This is a genomic window from Williamsia sp. Y853 (assembly GCF_056786495.1).
Window position 1 is genome coordinate 491,846 of record NZ_JBXCJC010000003.1, and the last position, 18,626, is coordinate 510,471.

Below are 18,626 nucleotides of genomic sequence, written 5' to 3' on the forward strand. Positions count from 1 at the left end.
GAACCCCAATTGAGAGCGAACTACCCTGATAACCATGTCCAGTGCCACACCGCAGTCCTTCGATACGGAATTACTCACCGCGATGAGTAAACGCGTCTTGATCGGTGACGGTGCCATGGGAACCATGCTGCAGGCCGCGGATCTGACGTTGGACGATTTCCTCGGTCTCGAAGGCTGCAACGAGATCCTCAACGCCACCCGGCCAGACGTGCTCCGCGAGATCCACCGCGCCTATTTCGAGGCGGGGGCGGATGCGGTCGAAACCAACACCTTTGGCTGCAACATGTCGAATCTGGGCGACTACGACATCGGCGACCGGATCCGCGAACTCGCGTTCAAGGGAACGAAGTTGGCCCGTGAGGTCGCCGACGAGGTCGGCCCCAGCGCCGACGGCACCCCGCGGTTCGTCCTGGGCTCCGTCGGTCCCGGCACCAAGCTGCCCACCCTGGGTCACACCACGTTCGCCTCGATTCGCGACGCCTATTACGAATGTGCCGCCGGCATGCTCGACGGCGGAGCCGACGCCATCCTGATCGAGACGTCGCAGGACCTGCTTCAGGTCAAGGCCGCCATCCTCGGATCACAGCGGGCCATGGCCGACCTCGAGCGACGGATTCCGATCATCGCCCACGTCACCGTGGAGACGACCGGAACGATGCTCCTCGGTTCGGAGATCGGTGCGGCCCTCGCAGCCCTCGAGCCCCTTGGCATCGACATGATCGGGCTCAACTGCGCCACCGGCCCCGCGGAGATGAGTGAACATCTGCGGTACCTGAGTAAGCACGCACAGGTGCCCGTCTCAGTGATGCCCAACGCCGGACTGCCACAGCTCGGCCCGAATGGCGCCGAGTACCCGCTCACGCCCGAAGAGCTCGCCGCCGCCCTCAGTGGTTTCGTCAGCGAGTTCGGACTGTCCTTCGTCGGCGGCTGCTGTGGCACCACACCCGAACACATCCGGCAGGTGGCCGAGGCCGTCGCCGGTGTGCAGAAGGCCGAGCGCAGACCCGAACACGAGGCCGAGGTCTCGTCGCTTTACAGCGCGGTGCCGTTCACCCAGGACGCCTCGATCATGATGATCGGTGAGCGCACGAACTCGAACGGATCCAAGGCGTTCCGAGACGCCATGTTGTCAGGGGACTATCAGAAGTGCCTCGACATCGCCAAGGACCAGACCCGCGACGGTGCGCACATGCTCGACCTCAACATCGACTACGTGGGCCGCGATGGTGCCGCCGACATGTCGGCGCTCGCGAGCAGACTCGCCACGTCGTCGACGCTGCCGATCATGCTCGACTCGACCGAGCCCGAGGTCATCGAAGCCGGACTCGAGCACCTCGGTGGCCGGTGTGCGGTCAACTCGGTCAACTACGAGGACGGCGACGGCCCCGACTCCCGCTTCACCAAGATCATGAAGCTGGTCAAGACCCACGGCGCTGCCGTGGTCGCCCTCACCATCGACGAAGAGGGTCAGGCCCGCACCGCCGAGTGGAAAGTCCGCATCGCCGAGCGGCTGATCACCGACATCACCGAGAACTGGGGCCTGAAGGAAGAGGACATCATCATCGATGCCCTCACCTTCCCGATCTCAACGGGTCAGGAAGAGGTCCGCAAGGACGGCATCGAGACGATCGAGGCCATCCGCATCCTCAAGGAGACCCACCCGGAGGTGCATTTCACCCTCGGTATCTCCAACATCTCGTTCGGTCTGAACCCGGCTGCACGCCAGGTCCTCAACTCGGTGTTCCTGCACGAGTGTGTGCAGGCCGGCCTGGACACCGCGATCGTGCACGCGTCGAAGATCCTGCCGATGTCGAAGATCCCCGACGAGCAGCGCGACGTCGCGCTCGATCTGATCTACGACCGCCGCAGTGAGGGCTACGACCCGCTGCAGAAGCTGATGGCCCTCTTCGAGGGAGTGTCGGCGGCGTCGGCCCGCGAGAGTCGTGCGCAAGAACTCGGCAGGCTGCCGCTCTTCGAACGCCTCGAGCGTCGCATCGTCGACGGTGAGCGTGCCGGACTCGAAAACGATCTCGACGAGGCGATGACCCAGAAGCCACCGCTCGAGATCATCAACGTGACCCTGCTGTCCGGCATGAAGACCGTCGGTGAGCTGTTCGGTTCCGGCCAGATGCAGCTCCCGTTCGTCCTTCAGTCCGCGGAGGTCATGAAAACTGCTGTGGCACACCTGGAACCGCACATGGAGGCGACCGGGGAAGACGGCAAGGGCCGGATCGTCCTCGCGACCGTCAAGGGCGATGTCCACGACATCGGCAAGAACCTCGTCGACATCATCCTGTCCAACAACGGCTACGAAGTGGTCAATATCGGTATCAAGCAACCGATCTCGACCATTGTCGAAGTTGCCCAGGACAAGAACGCCGACGTCATCGGGATGTCCGGGCTGCTGGTGAAATCGACCGTGGTCATGAAGGACAACCTCAAGGAACTCAACAGCCGCGGTCTCGCGGAGAAGTATCCGGTGCTCCTCGGTGGTGCCGCGTTGACCCGTTCCTACGTCGAGAACGACCTGAGCGAGACCTACGAGGGCGACGTGCACTATGCGCGCGACGCTTTCGAGGGCCTGCGGTTGATGGACGACATCATGCTGGTCAAGCGTGGTGGCGGTCTCGATCCGAACAGTCCCGAGGCCATCGCGGCGGCGGAGAAGACGGCCGAGCGCAAGGAACGTCACGCACGTTCGAAGCGCATCGCCGAAAAGCGCAAGGCCGAAGCCGAACCGGTGGTGGTCCCGGAACGATCCGATGTTGCGGCCGGTCTACCGGTCCCGACACCGCCGTTCTGGGGTTCTCGCATCGTCAAGGGCATTCCGGTCGCCGAGTACCTCTCATTGCTCGACGAACGCGCATTGTTCTTGGGGCAGTGGGGTCTTCGCGGAGCCCGCGCAGGCGAAGGACCGAGCTACGAGGACCTTGTCGAATCCGATGGCAAACCGCGCCTGCGTTACTGGATCGATCGGCTGGCGACGGAGAACATCCTGCAACATGCCGCGGTGGTCTACGGGTACTTCCCGGCGGTCAGCGAGGGCGACGTGGTGCACGTGCTCACCGAGCCGCGTCCCGATGCGCCCATCCGGCACAGTTTCGAGTTCCCGCGTCAGCAACGCAGCCGGTTCCTGTGCATCGCCGACTTCATTCGTTCGCGTGAAGAGGCCATCGAAACCGGCCAGGTCGATGTGTTGCCGTTCCAGTTGGTGACGATGGGTCAGCCGATCGCCGATTTCGCGAACAAACTGTTCGCGGCGGACGCTTATCGCGATTACCTCGAAGTCCACGGCATCGGTGTCCAGCTCACCGAGGCATTGGCCGAGTTCTGGCACCGGCGGATCCGCGAGGAACTGCGCTTCGGTGACACCAGTGTGGCGTCGGAGGATCCGGAAGACACCCTGGACTTCTTCGACCTCAAATACCGGGGTGCCCGGTTCTCGTTCGGGTACGGGGCCTGCCCGTCCTTGGAAGATCGCGCCAAGATGATGGATCTGCTCGAACCCGAGCGCATCGGCGTGGTGCTCTCCGAGGAGCTGCAGCTGCATCCGGAACAGTCAACCGACGCGTTCGTCCTGCATCACCCGGAAGCGAAGTACTTCAACACCTGAGTACCGGTTGCACTCAGGCTGAGTGCAACCGGTGTTTTCGGGTCCGAAGTGTTCAACACTCGGTGGCATGACTTCAACAGTTTCCGCCGCCAGTGCCATCACCGATGCCGAACTCGACGAGCGCTTCGGGCCGGTCTTCGAGACGATCGCCGCGGGGGCCACGGCACGTGAGGTCGATCGGCGCCTCGCGCACGAAGAAGTACATCTGCTGCGTGAGGCCGGACTCGGTGCGCTGCGCGTACCGGTCCAATTCGGTGGCCTCGGAGCCACTGTGCGCCAGCAGTTCCGGCTGCTGATCGATCTGGCTGCCGCCGAATCGAATCTGCCGCAGGCACTTCGGGTGCACTTCAGTTTTGTCGAGGATCAGCTGCTGGCCCCGCCCAGCGTCGAGCGCGATACCTGGCTGCGTGCGGTGGCCGGTGGCATCCTGGTCGGCAACGCCATCACCGAACCCGGTGTCGGCGCGGTGGACCGGTATCAGACCCGATTGACCCAGCGGGACGGCAAGTGGATTCTGAACGGCACCAAGTACTACAGCACCGGCTCGCTCTACTCGAACTACATCCTGGTGGCGGCCGACGACGACGGCGAGCGGGTATCGGTCCTGGTGGACGCCGACGCCGAGGGCGTAACCCAGCACGACGACTGGGACGGTTTCGGACAACGCCTGACCGCCAGCGGCACCACTGAATTCAACAACGTCGTTGTCGCCCCGCAACGAATCCTGGGTCCGGGCTACGGTGGCGCCGGCAAGACCTACGGAACCTCCTACTTGCAGTTGGTGCATCTGGCCGGACTTGCCGGCATCGCGCAGCGTGCCACCTCGGACACTGCCGAGTGGGTTCGCAACCGCACCCGCTCGTATACCCATGCGGCAGCGGATCTTCCCCGCGAGGATCCACTGGTTCAGCAGGTGATCGGCAAGTTGTCCGCCGCTGCGTTCACCGCACGCACCTCTGCTCTGGCTGTCGCGGACATCCTCGACGAGGTCCTGGCCGCCGGTAGCGGTGTCACCCCGGAGCAACTCGATCGCGCCGAACTCGCCGCGTCGCAGGCGCAGGTCACTTCGGTCGACATCGTGCTCCGGGCGACCAACGAACTCTTCGAGGTCGGCGGCGCGTCGATCACCTCGGAACAGCTACGCCTAGACCGACATTGGCGAAACGCCCGCACCATCGCGGTCCACAATCCGACCATCTTCAAGACCCGCGCCATCGGTGACCACGTCCTCAACGGCACCGAACTGCCCTATGCCTGGAGTGCAGGCAACCGCTAGTTGTCTCCAAAATCGCGTGATGTTTCTATTGATAGCGCCGGTCGTTGCAGCGAAACTTTTGTGTCACACCTCTCCTTTAGACTCAAATGCATGTTCGAAGGTGATGAATCCGCTGATGGGACACTGCAAATCGGTCCTCCCATGCTGCTGCGCGAGAACGAGTTGGTGCGCAACGCCGAACTCGTAGCGGCGCAGGAAAGTCGGACGGCGTGGCACAAATACGCGGCCGCGGCAGCGCTGCACAAACTGACGGTGCAGCCGTCGGCTGGCACCGACGCCGAGTTGTGTGCGGTGGATCCCTTTGCGCAATGTGCAGCGAGGTTTTCTGCGGCACAGGGCATCACCCAACAAGCCGCCGAACTGCAGATCAACCGCGGACTGGCGCTGCGCGACCGACTACCCGAAGTCAACGCGTTGCTCAAAGTCGGAGACGTTCACGCCCAGTACATCCCGGATATCATCTCCCGGACCGATCTGATCGAGGGCTCGGAGTACATGGCCGAGATCGACAAGGAGATCGCCGAACATCTGGGTAGGCGTGGTTCCTGGTCGAGAAGCCGGATCCGGGACATGGTCGATGCCACCATCTTCCGCCGCGATCCGGATCTGGTCCGTAACAACCGTGAAGATGCGAAGAAGAACCGTGGTGTGTGGGGTACACCCGCCGAGCACGGGATGGCGACCCTCGATGCGCACGGCACCGCTGAAGAGATGACGATGATCATGGCACGGCTGGAGAAGCTGGCCATGTCCACGTGTAAAGCCGATCCCCGCCGCAAATCTGACCGGATGGCCGATGCCTTGTTCGCAACGGTGATGGGAAAAGAGTTCTACTGCCAGTGCCCTGATGATCCGAAACATCCCTGCACGGCTGAGATCGTCACGGTCCCAGCTGATCAGGTGATCTCCGGGATCGACGTGAAAATCGTGCTGCATGTGATCACCGATCAGGCCACCGTCGACGGCACCGCCACCAACCCCGGGTTCCTTGACGGACATGGGGTGATCTCCGGCGATCACGTCCGTGAGCTCGCCGGCCGCCCGAGAGCCATCAGGCGCCCTTTGGGCAACAAAACCGCACCAGGACAGAAACCTTCCACACCTGAACCGGAACAATCAGGACCAGAGCCGCAATCAGAGCCGCCGCCGGAACCCAAGCCCGAACGGGGCACTGTCTACATGCGGGCACCCGAAAACCCGTCGCTGGGTGAGTTCCCCGACGCTGCAGACGCGACCGAAGCACCGTTCGCACAAGTGGTTCCACTGCCGGCGACCCAACCCGGTGACAAGTATCGGCCGTCGGTGGTCCTCGACAGTTACATCCGCATCCGCGACGTCTACTGCATGTGGCCGGGCTGCAATCACAAAGCCTGGGGCGCCGACCTCGACCACACCCACGAATACAACCACGACCATCCCGAGGCTGGTGGCTGCACTCATCCTTCAGAGATGAAGACGCTGTGCCGTTTTCATCACCTGATGAAGACCTACTCTGACTGGCTCGACGACCAGTACCCGGATCCGAAGACCGGTCGGTCGCGGCTGATCTTCACCACACCGGAAGGGCGTCACTACCACGGACCGGCCTGGACCGGCGACGACTTGTTCCCGACGCTGAGGCTGATCGTCTTCGACAACCAACGCGGCTCACCCAGCCGACCACAATCGGCAGCACCGCCGAGAACACAACCACGCACCGCTGCCAAACATGCACGCCGCCAACAAGAACGACTGGCCAACCGCCGCCAACGCGAACTACAGGAGCAACTCACCCGGAAGATCCGCGAAGAACACGGACGAAACAGCCCACCACCGACCTACTGACAGCTAGTCGCCTGGATTCGTGAGGATCACCAGCCGCTGAGTTGCTCGTGTCATCGCGACGTAGCGGTCAACGGCTCCGCTGATGGGGTCACCATCACCAAAGGTTTCGGGATCGACCAGTACCACCAGGTCGAACTCGAGTCCTTTGGACAACTCCGGGGTAAGTGAGCGAACACGTGGCGTTGCGATATAGGTGGGATCTCCGATCACACAGGCGATTCCGTCGTGGTTGTCGGCGAGCCAGTCATCGAGGATCGAATCCAACTCAGACGTCGAGCGATACTCGACGGGAATGTTGTTTCTGCGCACTGACGTCGGCACGTTCGCGTCCGGCAGCACCGCGCGGATCACCGGCTCGGCTTCGGTCATGACTTCCTCGGGGGTCCGGTAATTGATGCTCAACGACGCCATCGTGACCCGGCCCATCCCGACCCGCCTCAGACGCTGCTCCCATGTGTCGGCGAATCCAGCTCTGGCCTGGGCGCGGTCACCCACGATGGTGAAACTGCGGGAGGGACAACGGGAGAGCATCATCTGCCATTGCGCATCAGTGAGTTCCTGGGCTTCATCGACGACGATGTGCGCAAACGGGCCGGCCAGCAGATCGGGGGCGCGTTGCTCCCGCTCGTCCCGTGGTTCGTCACCGATCAGCGCGTTGCTCAGATCCTGGCCCCGCAGCATCGACATCACCATCAAGTCGGAGTCGTCGGCGGCGATGAGATGGTCGACCACCGCAGATCGCTGTTCCTGCTCGGCGGCCACTGCGGCCACATGGCGGCGCCGGCGCTGCGACGAACCCGGATCGCCGAGGCGCGCCCGGGCGGCGTCCAGTAGGGGGAGATCAGCCACGGTCCAGGCCTGCGCGTCCTCGCGCTGCAGCGCAACGACCTCGTCGGCGCTGAGCCAGGGCGCGCACTTGCGGAGGTACGCGGGTACCGACCACAGGTCGGCCACCAGATCGGTGGCGGTGATCATCGGCCATTCCCTGTTCAGGGTTGTGCGCAGCTGATCGTTGTCCGACAACGCCATCCGGAGCTGGGCTGGCGAGATGTCGCCGTTGTGACCATCGGTCAGGATGGCGAGCAACTCCTCCCAGATCGCCTCACGTGCCTCATTGTGGGGCGTTCCGGCCTCGGGTGCGTCGAAGGCGGCCGCCCAATCGCTCGCACTCAACCACAGATCGGACCACGGTGTCTCGACAGTCATACCCTTCGTCGGCGGCATTTCGTAGAACTTCACAGCTGCCTCGATCGCCTTCACCAGGTCGGCCGACGATTTCAGTTGGGCCACTTCCGGATCCGACTCGATAACCGCGAAGGCACCTTCGGTGACCAGGTCACGCAGGGTGCACGTCGCGACCCCTTCTTCGCCCAGGCTGGGGAGGACGTCGGCGACATACGCCAGATAGGGCTCATGCGGACCGACGAACAACACCCCGCCGCGATGATGACCGAGCCGCGGATCGGAATAGAGGAGGTATGCCGCTCGGTGCAGCGCCACAACAGTTTTCCCGGTACCGGGACCGCCATCGACAACCAATGCGCCGCGCGATCCGGCGCGGATGATCGCGTCCTGGTCGGATGCGATGGTGCCGAGCACATCTCGCATCTTCGCTGATCGGTTGCTTCCCAGGCTCGCGATGAACGCCGACTGATCGTCAAGCGCGGCCGCTGATGCCAGTCCCTGCGGACCGAACACTTCATCTGGGTCGAACACCTCATCCCAGTAGTCGGTGATCCTCCCGCGGGACCAACGGTATCTGCGTCGGCTCACCAGACCCATCGGATTGGCATGCGTGGCACCGAAAAACGGTTCGGCAGCGGGGGAGCGCCAGTCGATGAGCAGCGTCTGACCGGAGCTGTCGGTGAGACCGAGCCGGCCGATGTAGACCGGTTCGGCACTGGCGGCGGGAACCATGTATCCCAGGCACAGGTCCAACCCGAACCTGCGCAGCGCCCGCAGACGCGCACCGAGGCGGTGAATCTCCATGTCCCGGTCCATCGCATCCCGGCCGGTGCTGCTGTAGGCCAGTTGTTCCGCGTCGCGGCGCGCAGACAGGTCGGCGATCGTCTGAGAGAGGTTGTCGGCGATGGCGGCGAAGTGCTGCTCGTCGCGTGCGGTCAGCACCGGATCGGCTTTGTGGGAGAGGTGTTCGGGAAGGTTGAACACACTGTTGGCCGCGGTATACGTGTCGGCTCCCTTCGCAGATGTGGCAGTGGATCCAGCGAGTTTGCGGCATCACCCGGGCCTTGCCGCAAGCCCCCCGGTGCGCTATATCTTGAAGAGGGCAAGGAGTGATTCGCGCCATGTATACCTCTGGCGATCTCGATTCACCTGATTCTGATCCGTCATCACCGCGCCCATCGTCGCCACCACAACCGTTCGGCACGATGTAGGCGCGGACGAACGGCTGCGGTAGGGGATGGCCGCAATCCAGATCATCGACCTGCTCCCGCGGAAATAGTGATGGCTCCTCTTGCCGTTACTAGAGAGGGCATCACCGGGGGCCTTTCGGCGAGCCCCGGGGTGCGTTGTTTCTCGGAGAGGGCGAGGAGTGATGCGCGTCATGAGGGCGTCTGGCGATTTCGATTCATCTGTTGCGGTCGGCCATGATGGGGCGGTGAGTGATCTTCCGAAAGCAATTCTGTGGGACATGGACGGCACCCTTCTCGACTCGGAAAAGTTGTGGGATATCGCCATCGCCGATCTGGCCACCGACCTGGGATTCGAGTTGACCCACGAGGTTCGCGTGTCGACTCTGGGCAACTCGATGACCGACGCACTGACCAAGGTGTTCGATGCCGCCGGACTCCCGGAGGCTGATCGCGACTATCCCGGCCGCTCCGCCTGGCTGCGAGCCCGCGTCAGCACGCTTTTCAAGGACGGTATCCCGTGGATGCCTGGCGCTCGGGAGACCCTGGATCTGGTTGCGGCGCAAGGTATTGCGATCGCCTTGGTGACCAACACCGAACGTGAACTGGCCGATGAAGCCCTCGGCACCCTTGGCCGGGACCGGTTCACCGTCACCGTCTGCGGTGATGAGGTGGAGCTCGGCAAGCCCGCGCCCGACCCCTATCTGCGGGCAGCTCAGCTGCTCGGAATCGACCCCGCCGATTGCCTGGCCGTCGAGGATTCGCCCACCGGAACACAAGCGGCGCGTGCTGCCGGTTGCCCGGTACTCGTGGTGCCCTCGACCGCTCCTGTCCCCGCCGGCGAGGGGCGGACGCAGCGGCAGAACCTGGTCGGACTGACCCTCGACGATCTGGCTGAGGCATTCAATGGGACAATCAAGCACCGTGAAGACCTTCGATGAGCTGTTTGCCGAACTGACCGACAAGGCCACCACCCGGCCGGAGGGCAGCGGCACCGTCGCAGCGCTCGACAAGGGTGTCCATACCCTCGGGAAAAAGATCATCGAAGAAGCCGGCGAAGTGTGGCTGGCGGCCGAGCACGAGTCTCCTGAGGCGCTGTCCGAGGAAATATCTCAGTTGCTCTACTGGCTGCAGGTGATGATGATCAACCGTGGACTGACTCTCGACGACGTCTACAAGCATCTGTGAACTCGATCCATCCCGTGAACACCAGCCGAACTCCTGCCCGACCACATTTCCGATAGGACCCCACTCACATGCTGCGCGTTGCCGTTCCCAACAAGGGGGCGCTGTCAGAGTCCGCCGCCGAAATCCTCAGCGAGGCGGGCTACCGTCGTCGCTCCGACTCCAAAGACCTCACGGTCCTCGACCCGGCGAACGAGGTGGAGTTCTACTTCCTTCGCCCGACGGACATCGCGATCTATGTGGGTTCGGGTGAACTCGACCTCGGACTGACCGGCCGCGACCTCGCGGTCGACTCAGGCGCCGACGTCGAAGAGTGCCTTGGACTCGGTTTCGGCGCTTCCACCTTCCGTTACGCCGCACCGAGCGACTCGAACTGGACGGTTGCCGATCTGGCGGGCAAGCGGATCGCCACGTCGTACCCGAATCTGGTGCGTTCCGATCTGGCTGCCCGCGGCATCGAGGCGACGATCATCCGTCTCGATGGTGCCGTCGAGATCTCGATCCAGCTCGGTGTGGCCGACGCGATCGCGGACGTGGTCGGTTCCGGTCGGACCCTGCGCCAACACCAGTTGACCGCGTTCGGTGAGTCACTGTGTGATTCCGAAGGTGTCCTGTTGCAGCGCAAGGGCGTCGAACGCAGCAGGGCGGCCGAACGATTCATCGCCCGTGTCCAGGGCGTGGTGTTCGGGCAGCGATACGTGATGCTCGACTACGACTGCCCCAAGAACCTGCTCGATCAGGCCATGAAGATCACGCCCGGCCTCGAGTCGCCGACCATCGCGCCGATGGCCGACGAGAACTGGGTGGCTGTGCGTTCGTTGGTTCCGCGCAAGCAGCACCAGAACCTGATGGACGATCTGTCCGACCTCGGTGCGAAGGCCATTCTGGCCTCCGACATCCGGTCCTGCCGCTTCTGAGCGTTGGTCAGCCGGTCCTGCTCATCCAGCCGGTCGGATGAGCAGGGTCTGGGCTGAGCGCCCGACCGCACCCGTGGTGTCGTACAACTCCGCACCGGTCAGTCCGTAACCCTGCGGCCCTACGGTCATCCGGGCTTTGATTCCGGTCCATTCGCCGACCGGTTGGCGGTAGAGGTGCACGGTGGTGTCGGTGTTCATGAACGTCCACTCGCCGAACGCGAGCCGCGAGCCGACGCCGTTGGCGATGTCGAGGACGGTGAAGAACTTCTCGATGTTCGTGGTCTGTTCGCCGGCCACCAGCGGGAACTTCGGTCGCACCCACACCTCGCGTCCGACCTCCGGATCGGAGGAGGCGATGCGGCAATCGAGCGTTCCGACAAACCCTCGTGTCGCCCATTCGCCGATCAAGGGACCGATACCGGTCATCCCGGGAGCAGCTTCGATCGCCTCGGGCGCGGGAGTCATCGGTGGCTCCGGAATGCGTGCGACTTCCGAGGTCTCGGCAGTTGCCATCCGCCAGCCCTGAGCCCGGGCGGCGGTCCGGTACGTGCCGTCTGCCTGGAGAACCGACAGTTCGGCCTGCAGCAGGCTGATCTGCTTGCCGGGCCGCAGCACCGTCGTGTGAATTCGGTTCTCCGCCATGCCGATCGCGCCGAGGATGTCGACCGTGATGCGGGTGAATTCCTGCGCGGGATCGGGCTGGTGTCGCAACAGTGATCGGGCGAGCAGTCCGATGGGGGGACCACCATGCTGCAACTTATCGCCCCACACACTGACCGTGTGTTCGGTGGGCATGAAGTGTTCGTGATCGTCGTTGCGACCCAGTGGTAGATAGTAAGCAGCTTGTTCAGACACAATCGTCGATCTTGCCATCCGGCTGGATCGCCGGGCCTTGGCGGCTATGCGCCAAAGGTGTCGGTGGTATTCGTCGCGACCGGAACCGTGGGCCATCCGGGATAGGGGAGTACGGTGCCACCGAACTCGGGGCAATGCGCCTTGTGATCGCACCACTGGCACATCCGGCTTTTCTTCGGCTGGAAATCCCCGGTCTCGCCGGCTGTCAGAATCGCTTTCCAGATCGCCTTCAAGGTCTTGGCGAAGCGTTCTAGTTCGGCTTCGTCGGGGGTGTAGACCAGCGACTGTCCGTCGGCCAGATAGAGCAACTGGAGCCGGGCAGGCACGATGCCGCGAAGCCGGAAGATCGCCAGGGCATAGAACTTCATCTGGAACAACGCACGTGATTCGAAGCTCTCACCCGGCGAGCGGCCCGTCTTGTAGTCGACCACCCGGACCCGACCGTCCGGCGCCACGTCGATCCGGTCGACGAAACCGCGCAGGAGGACACCGTCGTCGTCGCCGTCACCGGCCAGATCGACTTCGACCCGCAATTCGCAGGACTCGGGCGTGAACGCCGTGGGGTTCTCGAGCGTGTAGTAGGTGGTGATGAGCTTGTGTGCATCGGACAGGAACTTGTCGACCTGATCGTCGGGGACCAGTTCACGCAATTCGGGTGTCTGCTCACAGAGAGCACCCCACGCACCGTCGACGAGCAGTTCGGCAGACTCCGGAACCCGCAGTCCGGCGGGCATGTCGAACAGGTTCTCCAGCGCCGCATGTACGACCGTGCCGCGCACCTGGGCCTTAGTCGGGATTTCGGGAAGCCTGTCGATGGCGCGATATCGGTAGAGGAGCGGGCACTGTTTGAAGTCTCCGGCCCGGCTGGGAGACAACGCCGGGACCCGGATCGGGTGTCCGCCCGGGCCGGACTCTGACTGACTCTCGGGGTGGGATTCGGTACTCACGCTCACACCTGGCAGGGTATGCCTGACCAACGACAACCCTCATCATTTGCGCCGAGCCTGCCGCAGGCGATGTCATCGCGCTTCGACATCACCGCTGTTCGGCGCTGCGTGTGAGGGATGTTTCCGCTGTTCGCCAGGAAGGCACGCTCCCGCAATGTCCACCACAGGTCCGTTTGCCATCGGGGATCGTGTTCAGTTGACCGATGCCAAAGGCCGCAAGTTCACCGTGCGCCTCGAGGCCGGCAAGAGTTTCCACACACACAAGGGCGGCATCGCCCACGACGACCTCATCGGCGCCGACGAGGGCATCGTGGTCACCTCGATCTCCAATACCCCTTACCTGGCCTTGCGTCCGCTGCTCGTCGACTACGTCCTGTCGATGCCGCGCGGGGCTCAGGTCATCTACCCGAAGGACGCCGCCCAGATCGTCATGGAGGCAGATATCCATCCCGGGTGCACCGTGCTCGAGGCAGGTGCCGGATCCGGCGCCCTGACCTGCTCGCTGCTGCGCGCGGTCGGCGAACACGGCACCGTGCGCTCCTATGAGGTCCGCGACGACCATGCCGAGCACGCGGTGCGCAACGTCGAAGAGTTCTTCGGCGGACCGCCACCCAACTGGGATCTGACCATCGCCGACCTCTCGGATTACCCGGGCACCGCGGACGTCGACCGGGTGGTCCTGGACATGCTCGCGCCGTGGGAAACGCTCGACACCGTCAAACGGGCATTGAAACCAGGCGGGGTCTTGGCTGTTTATGTCGCAACCACCACCCAGCTCTCGCGTGTTGTCGAAGCCCTCCGTGCGCAGACCTGCTGGACCGAACCCCGGGCCTGGGAGTCGCTGGTCCGCGACTGGCACGTCGTCGGACTTGCCGTTCGGCCGAGTCACAAAATGCAAGGTCACACTGCGTTTCTGGTGACTGCCCGCCGCCTTGCCGAAGGGACTGTCGCGCCCCGCCCGCATCGGCGTCCGAGTAAGAACCAACCGATCCCGGAGCAATCCGAGTAAACTCGGAAAACCTTGCGGCGACACACAATTAACACATCGACAACATCACGGTCCGCGAGGGATGGGGCACGCCGGACGTTTCGCCGGTAACCTCGGGTAACAGGATCGACCGTACGTTCGCCGAGTGATGGTGACGCCGAGTCGACTCGCCGGAGAGGAGTCAGAAATGACGGAATCAGGCAGCAACGAGCCCCTGGGGGGCGGCGGTCTGAACGCGGACGTCACGCCCGAAGGAGAGTGGGGTTCGGCCTCACCCCGGCCACCGAGCGCGCCGCGTTCGGATCCCAGCCCCTTCGGGCGAGCAGCGAGCGACAGCGACATGCAAGCCCGTCTCGAAACGCTGACCACCCGCAACGCCAAGCTGCTCGACACCCTCAAAGAAGCGCGTCAACAGCTGATCGCGCTGCGTGAAGAGGTCGACCGTCTCGGTCAGCCACCGAGCGGTTATGGGGTTTTGCTGGGTGTTTTCGAGGACTCGACGGTCGACGTTTTCACCTCCGGACGCAAGATGCGCCTCACCTGCTCGCCGAACATCGATGTGGAAACACTCAAACGCGGCCAGTCGGTACGCCTCAACGAGGCACTGACCATCGTCGAAGCAGGTGCATTCGATTCCATCGGCGAGATCAGCACCCTGCGTGAGGTTCTCGACGACGGTCATCGCGCGCTGGTTGTCGGTCATGCGGACGAAGAACGGGTCGTGTGGCTGGCCGATCCGCTCAGCGCGAGTGTGCTGGCCGAAGAAGAGGGCAACCGCAAACTGCGTCCCGGTGATTCGCTCCTGATCGACGCGAAGGCCGGTTTCGCCTTCGAGCGGGTTCCCAAAGCCGAGGTCGAGGATTTGGTCCTCGAGGAAGTACCCGACGTCGGTTACGAGGACATCGGTGGACTCGGCAGGCAGATCGAACAGATCCGCGACGCCGTCGAGTTGCCGTTCCTGCACAAAGATCTGTTCCGTGAGTACGACCTGCGGCCGCCGAAGGGTGTACTGCTGTACGGCCCTCCCGGTTGCGGTAAGACGCTGATCGCGAAGGCGGTCGCCAACTCGCTGGCCAAGAAGATCGCGGAGGTCCGCGGCGAGGATTCCCGCGAGGCGAAGTCGTACTTCCTCAACATCAAGGGTCCCGAGCTGCTCAACAAGTTCGTCGGCGAGACCGAACGTCATATCCGGCTGATCTTCCAACGCGCCCGTGAGAAGGCGTCGGAAGGCACCCCCGTGATCGTGTTCTTCGACGAGATGGACTCGATCTTCCGGACCCGTGGTTCAGGTGTGTCCTCGGATGTGGAGACCACCGTCGTGCCCCAGCTGCTCAGTGAGATCGACGGCGTCGAGGGCCTCGAGAACGTGATCGTGATCGGTGCCTCCAACCGCGAGGACATGATCGATCCGGCGATCCTGCGACCGGGCCGTCTCGACGTGAAGATCAAGATCGAGCGTCCCGACGCCGAGTCTGCGATGGACATCTTCTCCAAGTACCTCGTTCCGACGCTGCCGGTGCACCCGGACGACATCAACGAGTTCGGCGGCGATCGCAATGCCTGCGTCAAGGCGATGATCGAGCGGGTGGTCGAGCGGATGTACGACGAGAGCGACGACAACCGTTTCCTCGAGGTCACCTACGCCAATGGCGACAAAGAGATCATGTACTTCAAGGACTTCAACTCCGGCGCGATGATCCAGAACGTGGTGGACCGCTCCAAGAAGTACGCGATCAAGTCACAGTTGGAGACCGGTCAGTCGGGTCTGCGGATCCAGCATCTCTTCGATTCGATCCTCGACGAGTTCGCCGAGAACGAAGATCTGCCGAACACCACGAACCCGGACGACTGGGCTCGTATCTCCGGCAAGAAGGGTGAGCGGATCGTCTACATCCGCACGTTGGTCACCGGGAAGAGCTCCGGCGCCAGCCGGGCCATCGACACCGAGACCAACACCGGCCAGTACCTGTAAATCGGCACCTGAAGTTCGAACAAAGGAAACGCTCCGCGTCTGGTGACGCGGAGCGTTTCTTTGTTCGGCTGCTGTATGTCAGGCGACCTTGACGACCCCGAGTTCATTGGTGCCGGTGAGCAATCGGTGATAGGGCATCACCCGAACCGTATAGCCGACGGGACCGGTCATCGGTAGCGGAACCGACACCTCGAAGATCGCTTCGCCACCGGGTTCGGCATGCTCGGTGACGAGGGACATCGTGGGCGTGGCCACCTGTGTCAAGTTCTCTGCCTCGTCGACGCGCCCGATGACGGCCTGAACCACCACCTGATCGGCGCGCAAGCCTGCCAGGTCCACGTGGGCGGTCAACGTCATCGTCGAACCGAGCAGAGGTGTGTCGTCAAGACCTGCGCTGTCCACGTCGAGGATCTTCACCGACGGCCATGACCGATCGACCTGAGCCCGGAACGCGGCCAGATCCTTGGCGCCCTCGAAACTGTTCGCCGTGGTGGCGTGTCCCGAGAGGGCAGCAGGCGCGTACAACTCCTCGGTGTAGTCACGGACCATGCGCGACGCCAGCACCTGCGGCCCGAGTGTGTGCAGCGTGTGACGCACCATCTCGACCCAGCGAGCCGGAACACCGTCGGAGCCGGTGTCGTAGAACTTCGGGACCACCACGTTCTCCAGCAGCTCGTACAGTGCTGCGGCTTCGAGGTCGTCCCGGCGCTCGTCGTCGGTCACGCCGTCCGCAGTGGGGATCGCCCAGCCGTTGGCGTGGTCGGACATCTCGTCCCACCAGCCGTCCATGATCGACAGGTTGAGGCCACCGTTGAGTGCGGATTTCATGCCTGAGGTCCCGCATGCTTCCATCGGGCGCAGCGGATTGTTCAGCCACACATCGCATCCGCCGTACAGGTACCGCGCCATCGCCATGTCGTAGTCGGGCAGGAACACGATCCGGTGCCGGACGTCGTTGGCGTCGGCGAAGCGCACGATCTGCTGGATCAGCGCCTTGCCGCCATCGTCGGCGGGGTGAGCCTTGCCTGCCACGACCAGCTGCACCGGACGATCCTTGTCGAGCAGGAGTGCCTTGAGCCGGTCGGTGTCGCGCAGCATCAGGGTCAGTCGCTTGTAGGTCGCGGCCCGCCGGGCGAACCCGATGGTCAACACCCGCGACGAGAAAACACCTGCGGTCCAGCCCAATTCGGCGGCAGAATAGCCCCGTTCGAGTCCGGAGCGACGCAGACGACGTCTCACCTCGACGACCAGTTCCGTGCGCAGGGTGTTGCGCGTCGCCCAGAGTTCGGTCGACGGCACGTTCTTCATCGCGGCGAGCGTTGCGGACTCGTCGGGCACACCTTCGCCACCATCGGAGGCGAGTTCGGTCCACCGCGGTGAGCACCAGGTCGGGGCGTGCACACCGTTGGTGACCGAACCGATCGGCACCTGCGAGGCATCGAAGCCCGGCCACAAGGCCCCGAACATCTCCCGGCTGACCGCACCATGGAGTTTCGAGACGCCGTTGGTTCGCTGCCCCAGGCGCAGTCCCATGTGGGCCATGTTGAAGACACCCGGGTCGCTTTCACTGCCCAGTTCCAGGATCCGCGACAGCTCCAGACCGGGTAGGAGAGTGGACTGCCCGTGATCGTCGCCGAAATACCGGCGGATCATGTCGACGGGGAAACGGTCGATCCCGGCAGGCACCGGGGTGTGGGTGGTGAAGACGGTCGATGCGCGCACCGCGGAGAGCGCCGAATCGAAGTCGAGGCCCGCTCCGCTGGGCGACACCAGTTCCCGAATACGTTCAGCGCCCATGAATCCGGCGTGACCCTCGTTCATGTGGAAGACGTCGGGGTCGGCCAGTCCCTGGATCCGTGTGTACTCACGCACTGCGCGCACGCCTCCGACACCGGCCAGGATCTCCTGTTTGATCCGGTGTTCCTGGTCACCGCCATAGAGTCGGTCGGTCACACCACGCAGGTCCGTGTCGTTGTCGGGTATGTCGGAGTCGAGCAGCAGCAACGGGATTCGGCCGACGTCGGCAATCCACAGACGGGCCCGCAAGACACGGTTGTCGGGCATCGGGACACGGATCGTCACCGGGTTGCCGCCGGAATCATTGACCGTGCGGACCGGCAAACCCTGTGGATCGAGGTTCGGGTACCGCTCGGTCTGCCAGCCGTCGGCGGTCAGCGACTGCCGGAAATAGCCGGATCGATAGAGCAACCCGACACCGATCAACGGCAGCCCGAGATCCGACGCCGACTTGAGGTGGTCGCCGGCCAGGATCCCCAGCCCCCCGGAGTAGATCGGCAGGACCTCCGAAACACCGAACTCCATCGAGAAGTAGGCGATACCGGTCGGGAAACGGTTCCCCGAGGCGACCTGTTCCTGGAACCATCGCGGCTCACTGAGGTACTCGTCGAGGTCGGCCGAGAGCACACCGAGTCGGGTGAGGAAGTCGCTGTCGTCGGCCAGTTCGGCCAACCGGTCCGGCCCGATGTCGCCGAGAAGTCGCAGCGGATCTCGAAGTGCGGACCACAGGGCCGGATCCATGGACGAAAAGAGTTCCTGGGTGGCCGGATGCCACGACCAACGGAGATTGGTCGACAGTTTCGCCAGGGGCTGGAGGGACGGTGGCAGGTGAGCGCGGACGGTGAAGCGGCGCAGTGCTTTCACTGCGCAAACCCTACCC

The 18,626-nt window shown here is 63.6% G+C and carries 12 protein-coding genes; 8 read left to right on the forward strand and 4 right to left on the reverse strand.

Annotated features, from left to right (window positions below; genetic code table 11):
• Nucleotides 1-34: 34 nt before the first annotated feature.
• The 3 genes from metH to AC1TPF_RS18490 all read left to right on the forward strand — a co-directional run bounded on the left by metH (nt 35) and on the right by AC1TPF_RS18490 (nt 6,713).
• Complete coding sequence (gene metH / locus AC1TPF_RS18480; protein WP_482144921.1) at nt 35-3,613, forward strand: methionine synthase; 3,579 nt, start codon at nt 35-37, stop codon at nt 3,611-3,613.
• Nucleotides 3,614-3,680: 67 nt separating this feature from the next.
• Nucleotides 3,681-4,889: an acyl-CoA dehydrogenase family protein gene (locus tag AC1TPF_RS18485; RefSeq protein ID WP_482139427.1), complete on the forward strand. Its 1,209-nt coding sequence runs from the start codon at nt 3,681-3,683 to the stop codon at nt 4,887-4,889.
• Nucleotides 4,890-4,979: 90 nt separating this feature from the next.
• A complete protein-coding gene (locus AC1TPF_RS18490; protein ID WP_482139428.1) occupies nt 4,980-6,713 on the forward strand; it encodes an HNH endonuclease signature motif containing protein in 1,734 nt (577 codons plus the stop codon).
• 3 nt (nt 6,714-6,716) lie between these two features.
• Here the strand turns inward: AC1TPF_RS18490 and helR are convergent, their stop codons facing one another.
• The gene (gene helR, locus AC1TPF_RS18495; RefSeq protein WP_482144922.1) at nt 6,717-8,882 is read right to left on the reverse strand and encodes an RNA polymerase recycling motor ATPase HelR; all 2,166 of its coding nucleotides are present in this window, start codon (nt 8,880-8,882) and stop codon (nt 6,717-6,719) included.
• Between the two features lie 397 nt (nt 8,883-9,279).
• Here helR and AC1TPF_RS18500 point away from each other — a divergent pair, with 397 nt between their 5' ends.
• From AC1TPF_RS18500 to hisG, 3 genes are all read left to right on the forward strand, one after another.
• A complete protein-coding gene (locus AC1TPF_RS18500; RefSeq protein ID WP_482144923.1) occupies nt 9,280-10,026 on the forward strand; it encodes an HAD family hydrolase in 747 nt (248 codons plus the stop codon).
• Entirely contained in the window at nt 9,992-10,273 is a 282-nt protein-coding gene (locus AC1TPF_RS18505; protein WP_482139431.1) for a phosphoribosyl-ATP diphosphatase, read from the forward strand. The genes AC1TPF_RS18500 and AC1TPF_RS18505 overlap by 35 nt, the downstream gene beginning before the upstream one ends.
• A gap of 68 nt (nt 10,274-10,341) precedes the next feature.
• Nucleotides 10,342-11,187 carry an ATP phosphoribosyltransferase gene (gene hisG, locus AC1TPF_RS18510; RefSeq protein ID WP_482139432.1) on the forward strand — a complete coding sequence of 282 codons (846 nt, stop codon included), beginning with the start codon at nt 10,342-10,344 and terminating at the stop codon, nt 11,185-11,187.
• Nucleotides 11,188-11,208: 21 nt separating this feature from the next.
• On the opposite strand, the gene AC1TPF_RS18515 is transcribed toward hisG, so the two are convergent.
• Both AC1TPF_RS18515 and AC1TPF_RS18520 read right to left on the reverse strand, forming a co-directional pair.
• Nucleotides 11,209-12,042, reverse strand: coding sequence for a thioesterase family protein (locus AC1TPF_RS18515; RefSeq protein ID WP_482144924.1), 834 nt, complete (start codon nt 12,040-12,042; stop codon nt 11,209-11,211).
• 44 nt (nt 12,043-12,086) lie between these two features.
• The gene (locus AC1TPF_RS18520; protein ID WP_482144925.1) at nt 12,087-12,995 is read right to left on the reverse strand and encodes a RecB family exonuclease; all 909 of its coding nucleotides are present in this window, start codon (nt 12,993-12,995) and stop codon (nt 12,087-12,089) included.
• A 148-nt stretch (nt 12,996-13,143) separates the two neighbouring features.
• Between AC1TPF_RS18520 and AC1TPF_RS18525 the strand changes: the two genes are divergently transcribed.
• Together AC1TPF_RS18525 and arc are read left to right on the forward strand one after the other, a co-directional pair.
• Nucleotides 13,144-13,998: a tRNA (adenine-N1)-methyltransferase gene (locus AC1TPF_RS18525; protein WP_482144926.1), complete on the forward strand. Its 855-nt coding sequence runs from the start codon at nt 13,144-13,146 to the stop codon at nt 13,996-13,998.
• Between the two features lie 166 nt (nt 13,999-14,164).
• Nucleotides 14,165-15,949, forward strand: a complete 1,785-nt coding sequence (gene arc, locus AC1TPF_RS18530) for a proteasome ATPase (protein ID WP_482139436.1) — start codon at nt 14,165-14,167, stop codon at nt 15,947-15,949.
• A gap of 78 nt (nt 15,950-16,027) precedes the next feature.
• Here arc and glgP read toward each other — a convergent pair whose 3' ends face one another.
• Complete coding sequence (gene glgP, locus AC1TPF_RS18535; RefSeq protein WP_482144927.1) at nt 16,028-18,610, reverse strand: alpha-glucan family phosphorylase; 2,583 nt, start codon at nt 18,608-18,610, stop codon at nt 16,028-16,030.
• Between the last annotated feature and the right edge of the window lie 16 nt (nt 18,611-18,626).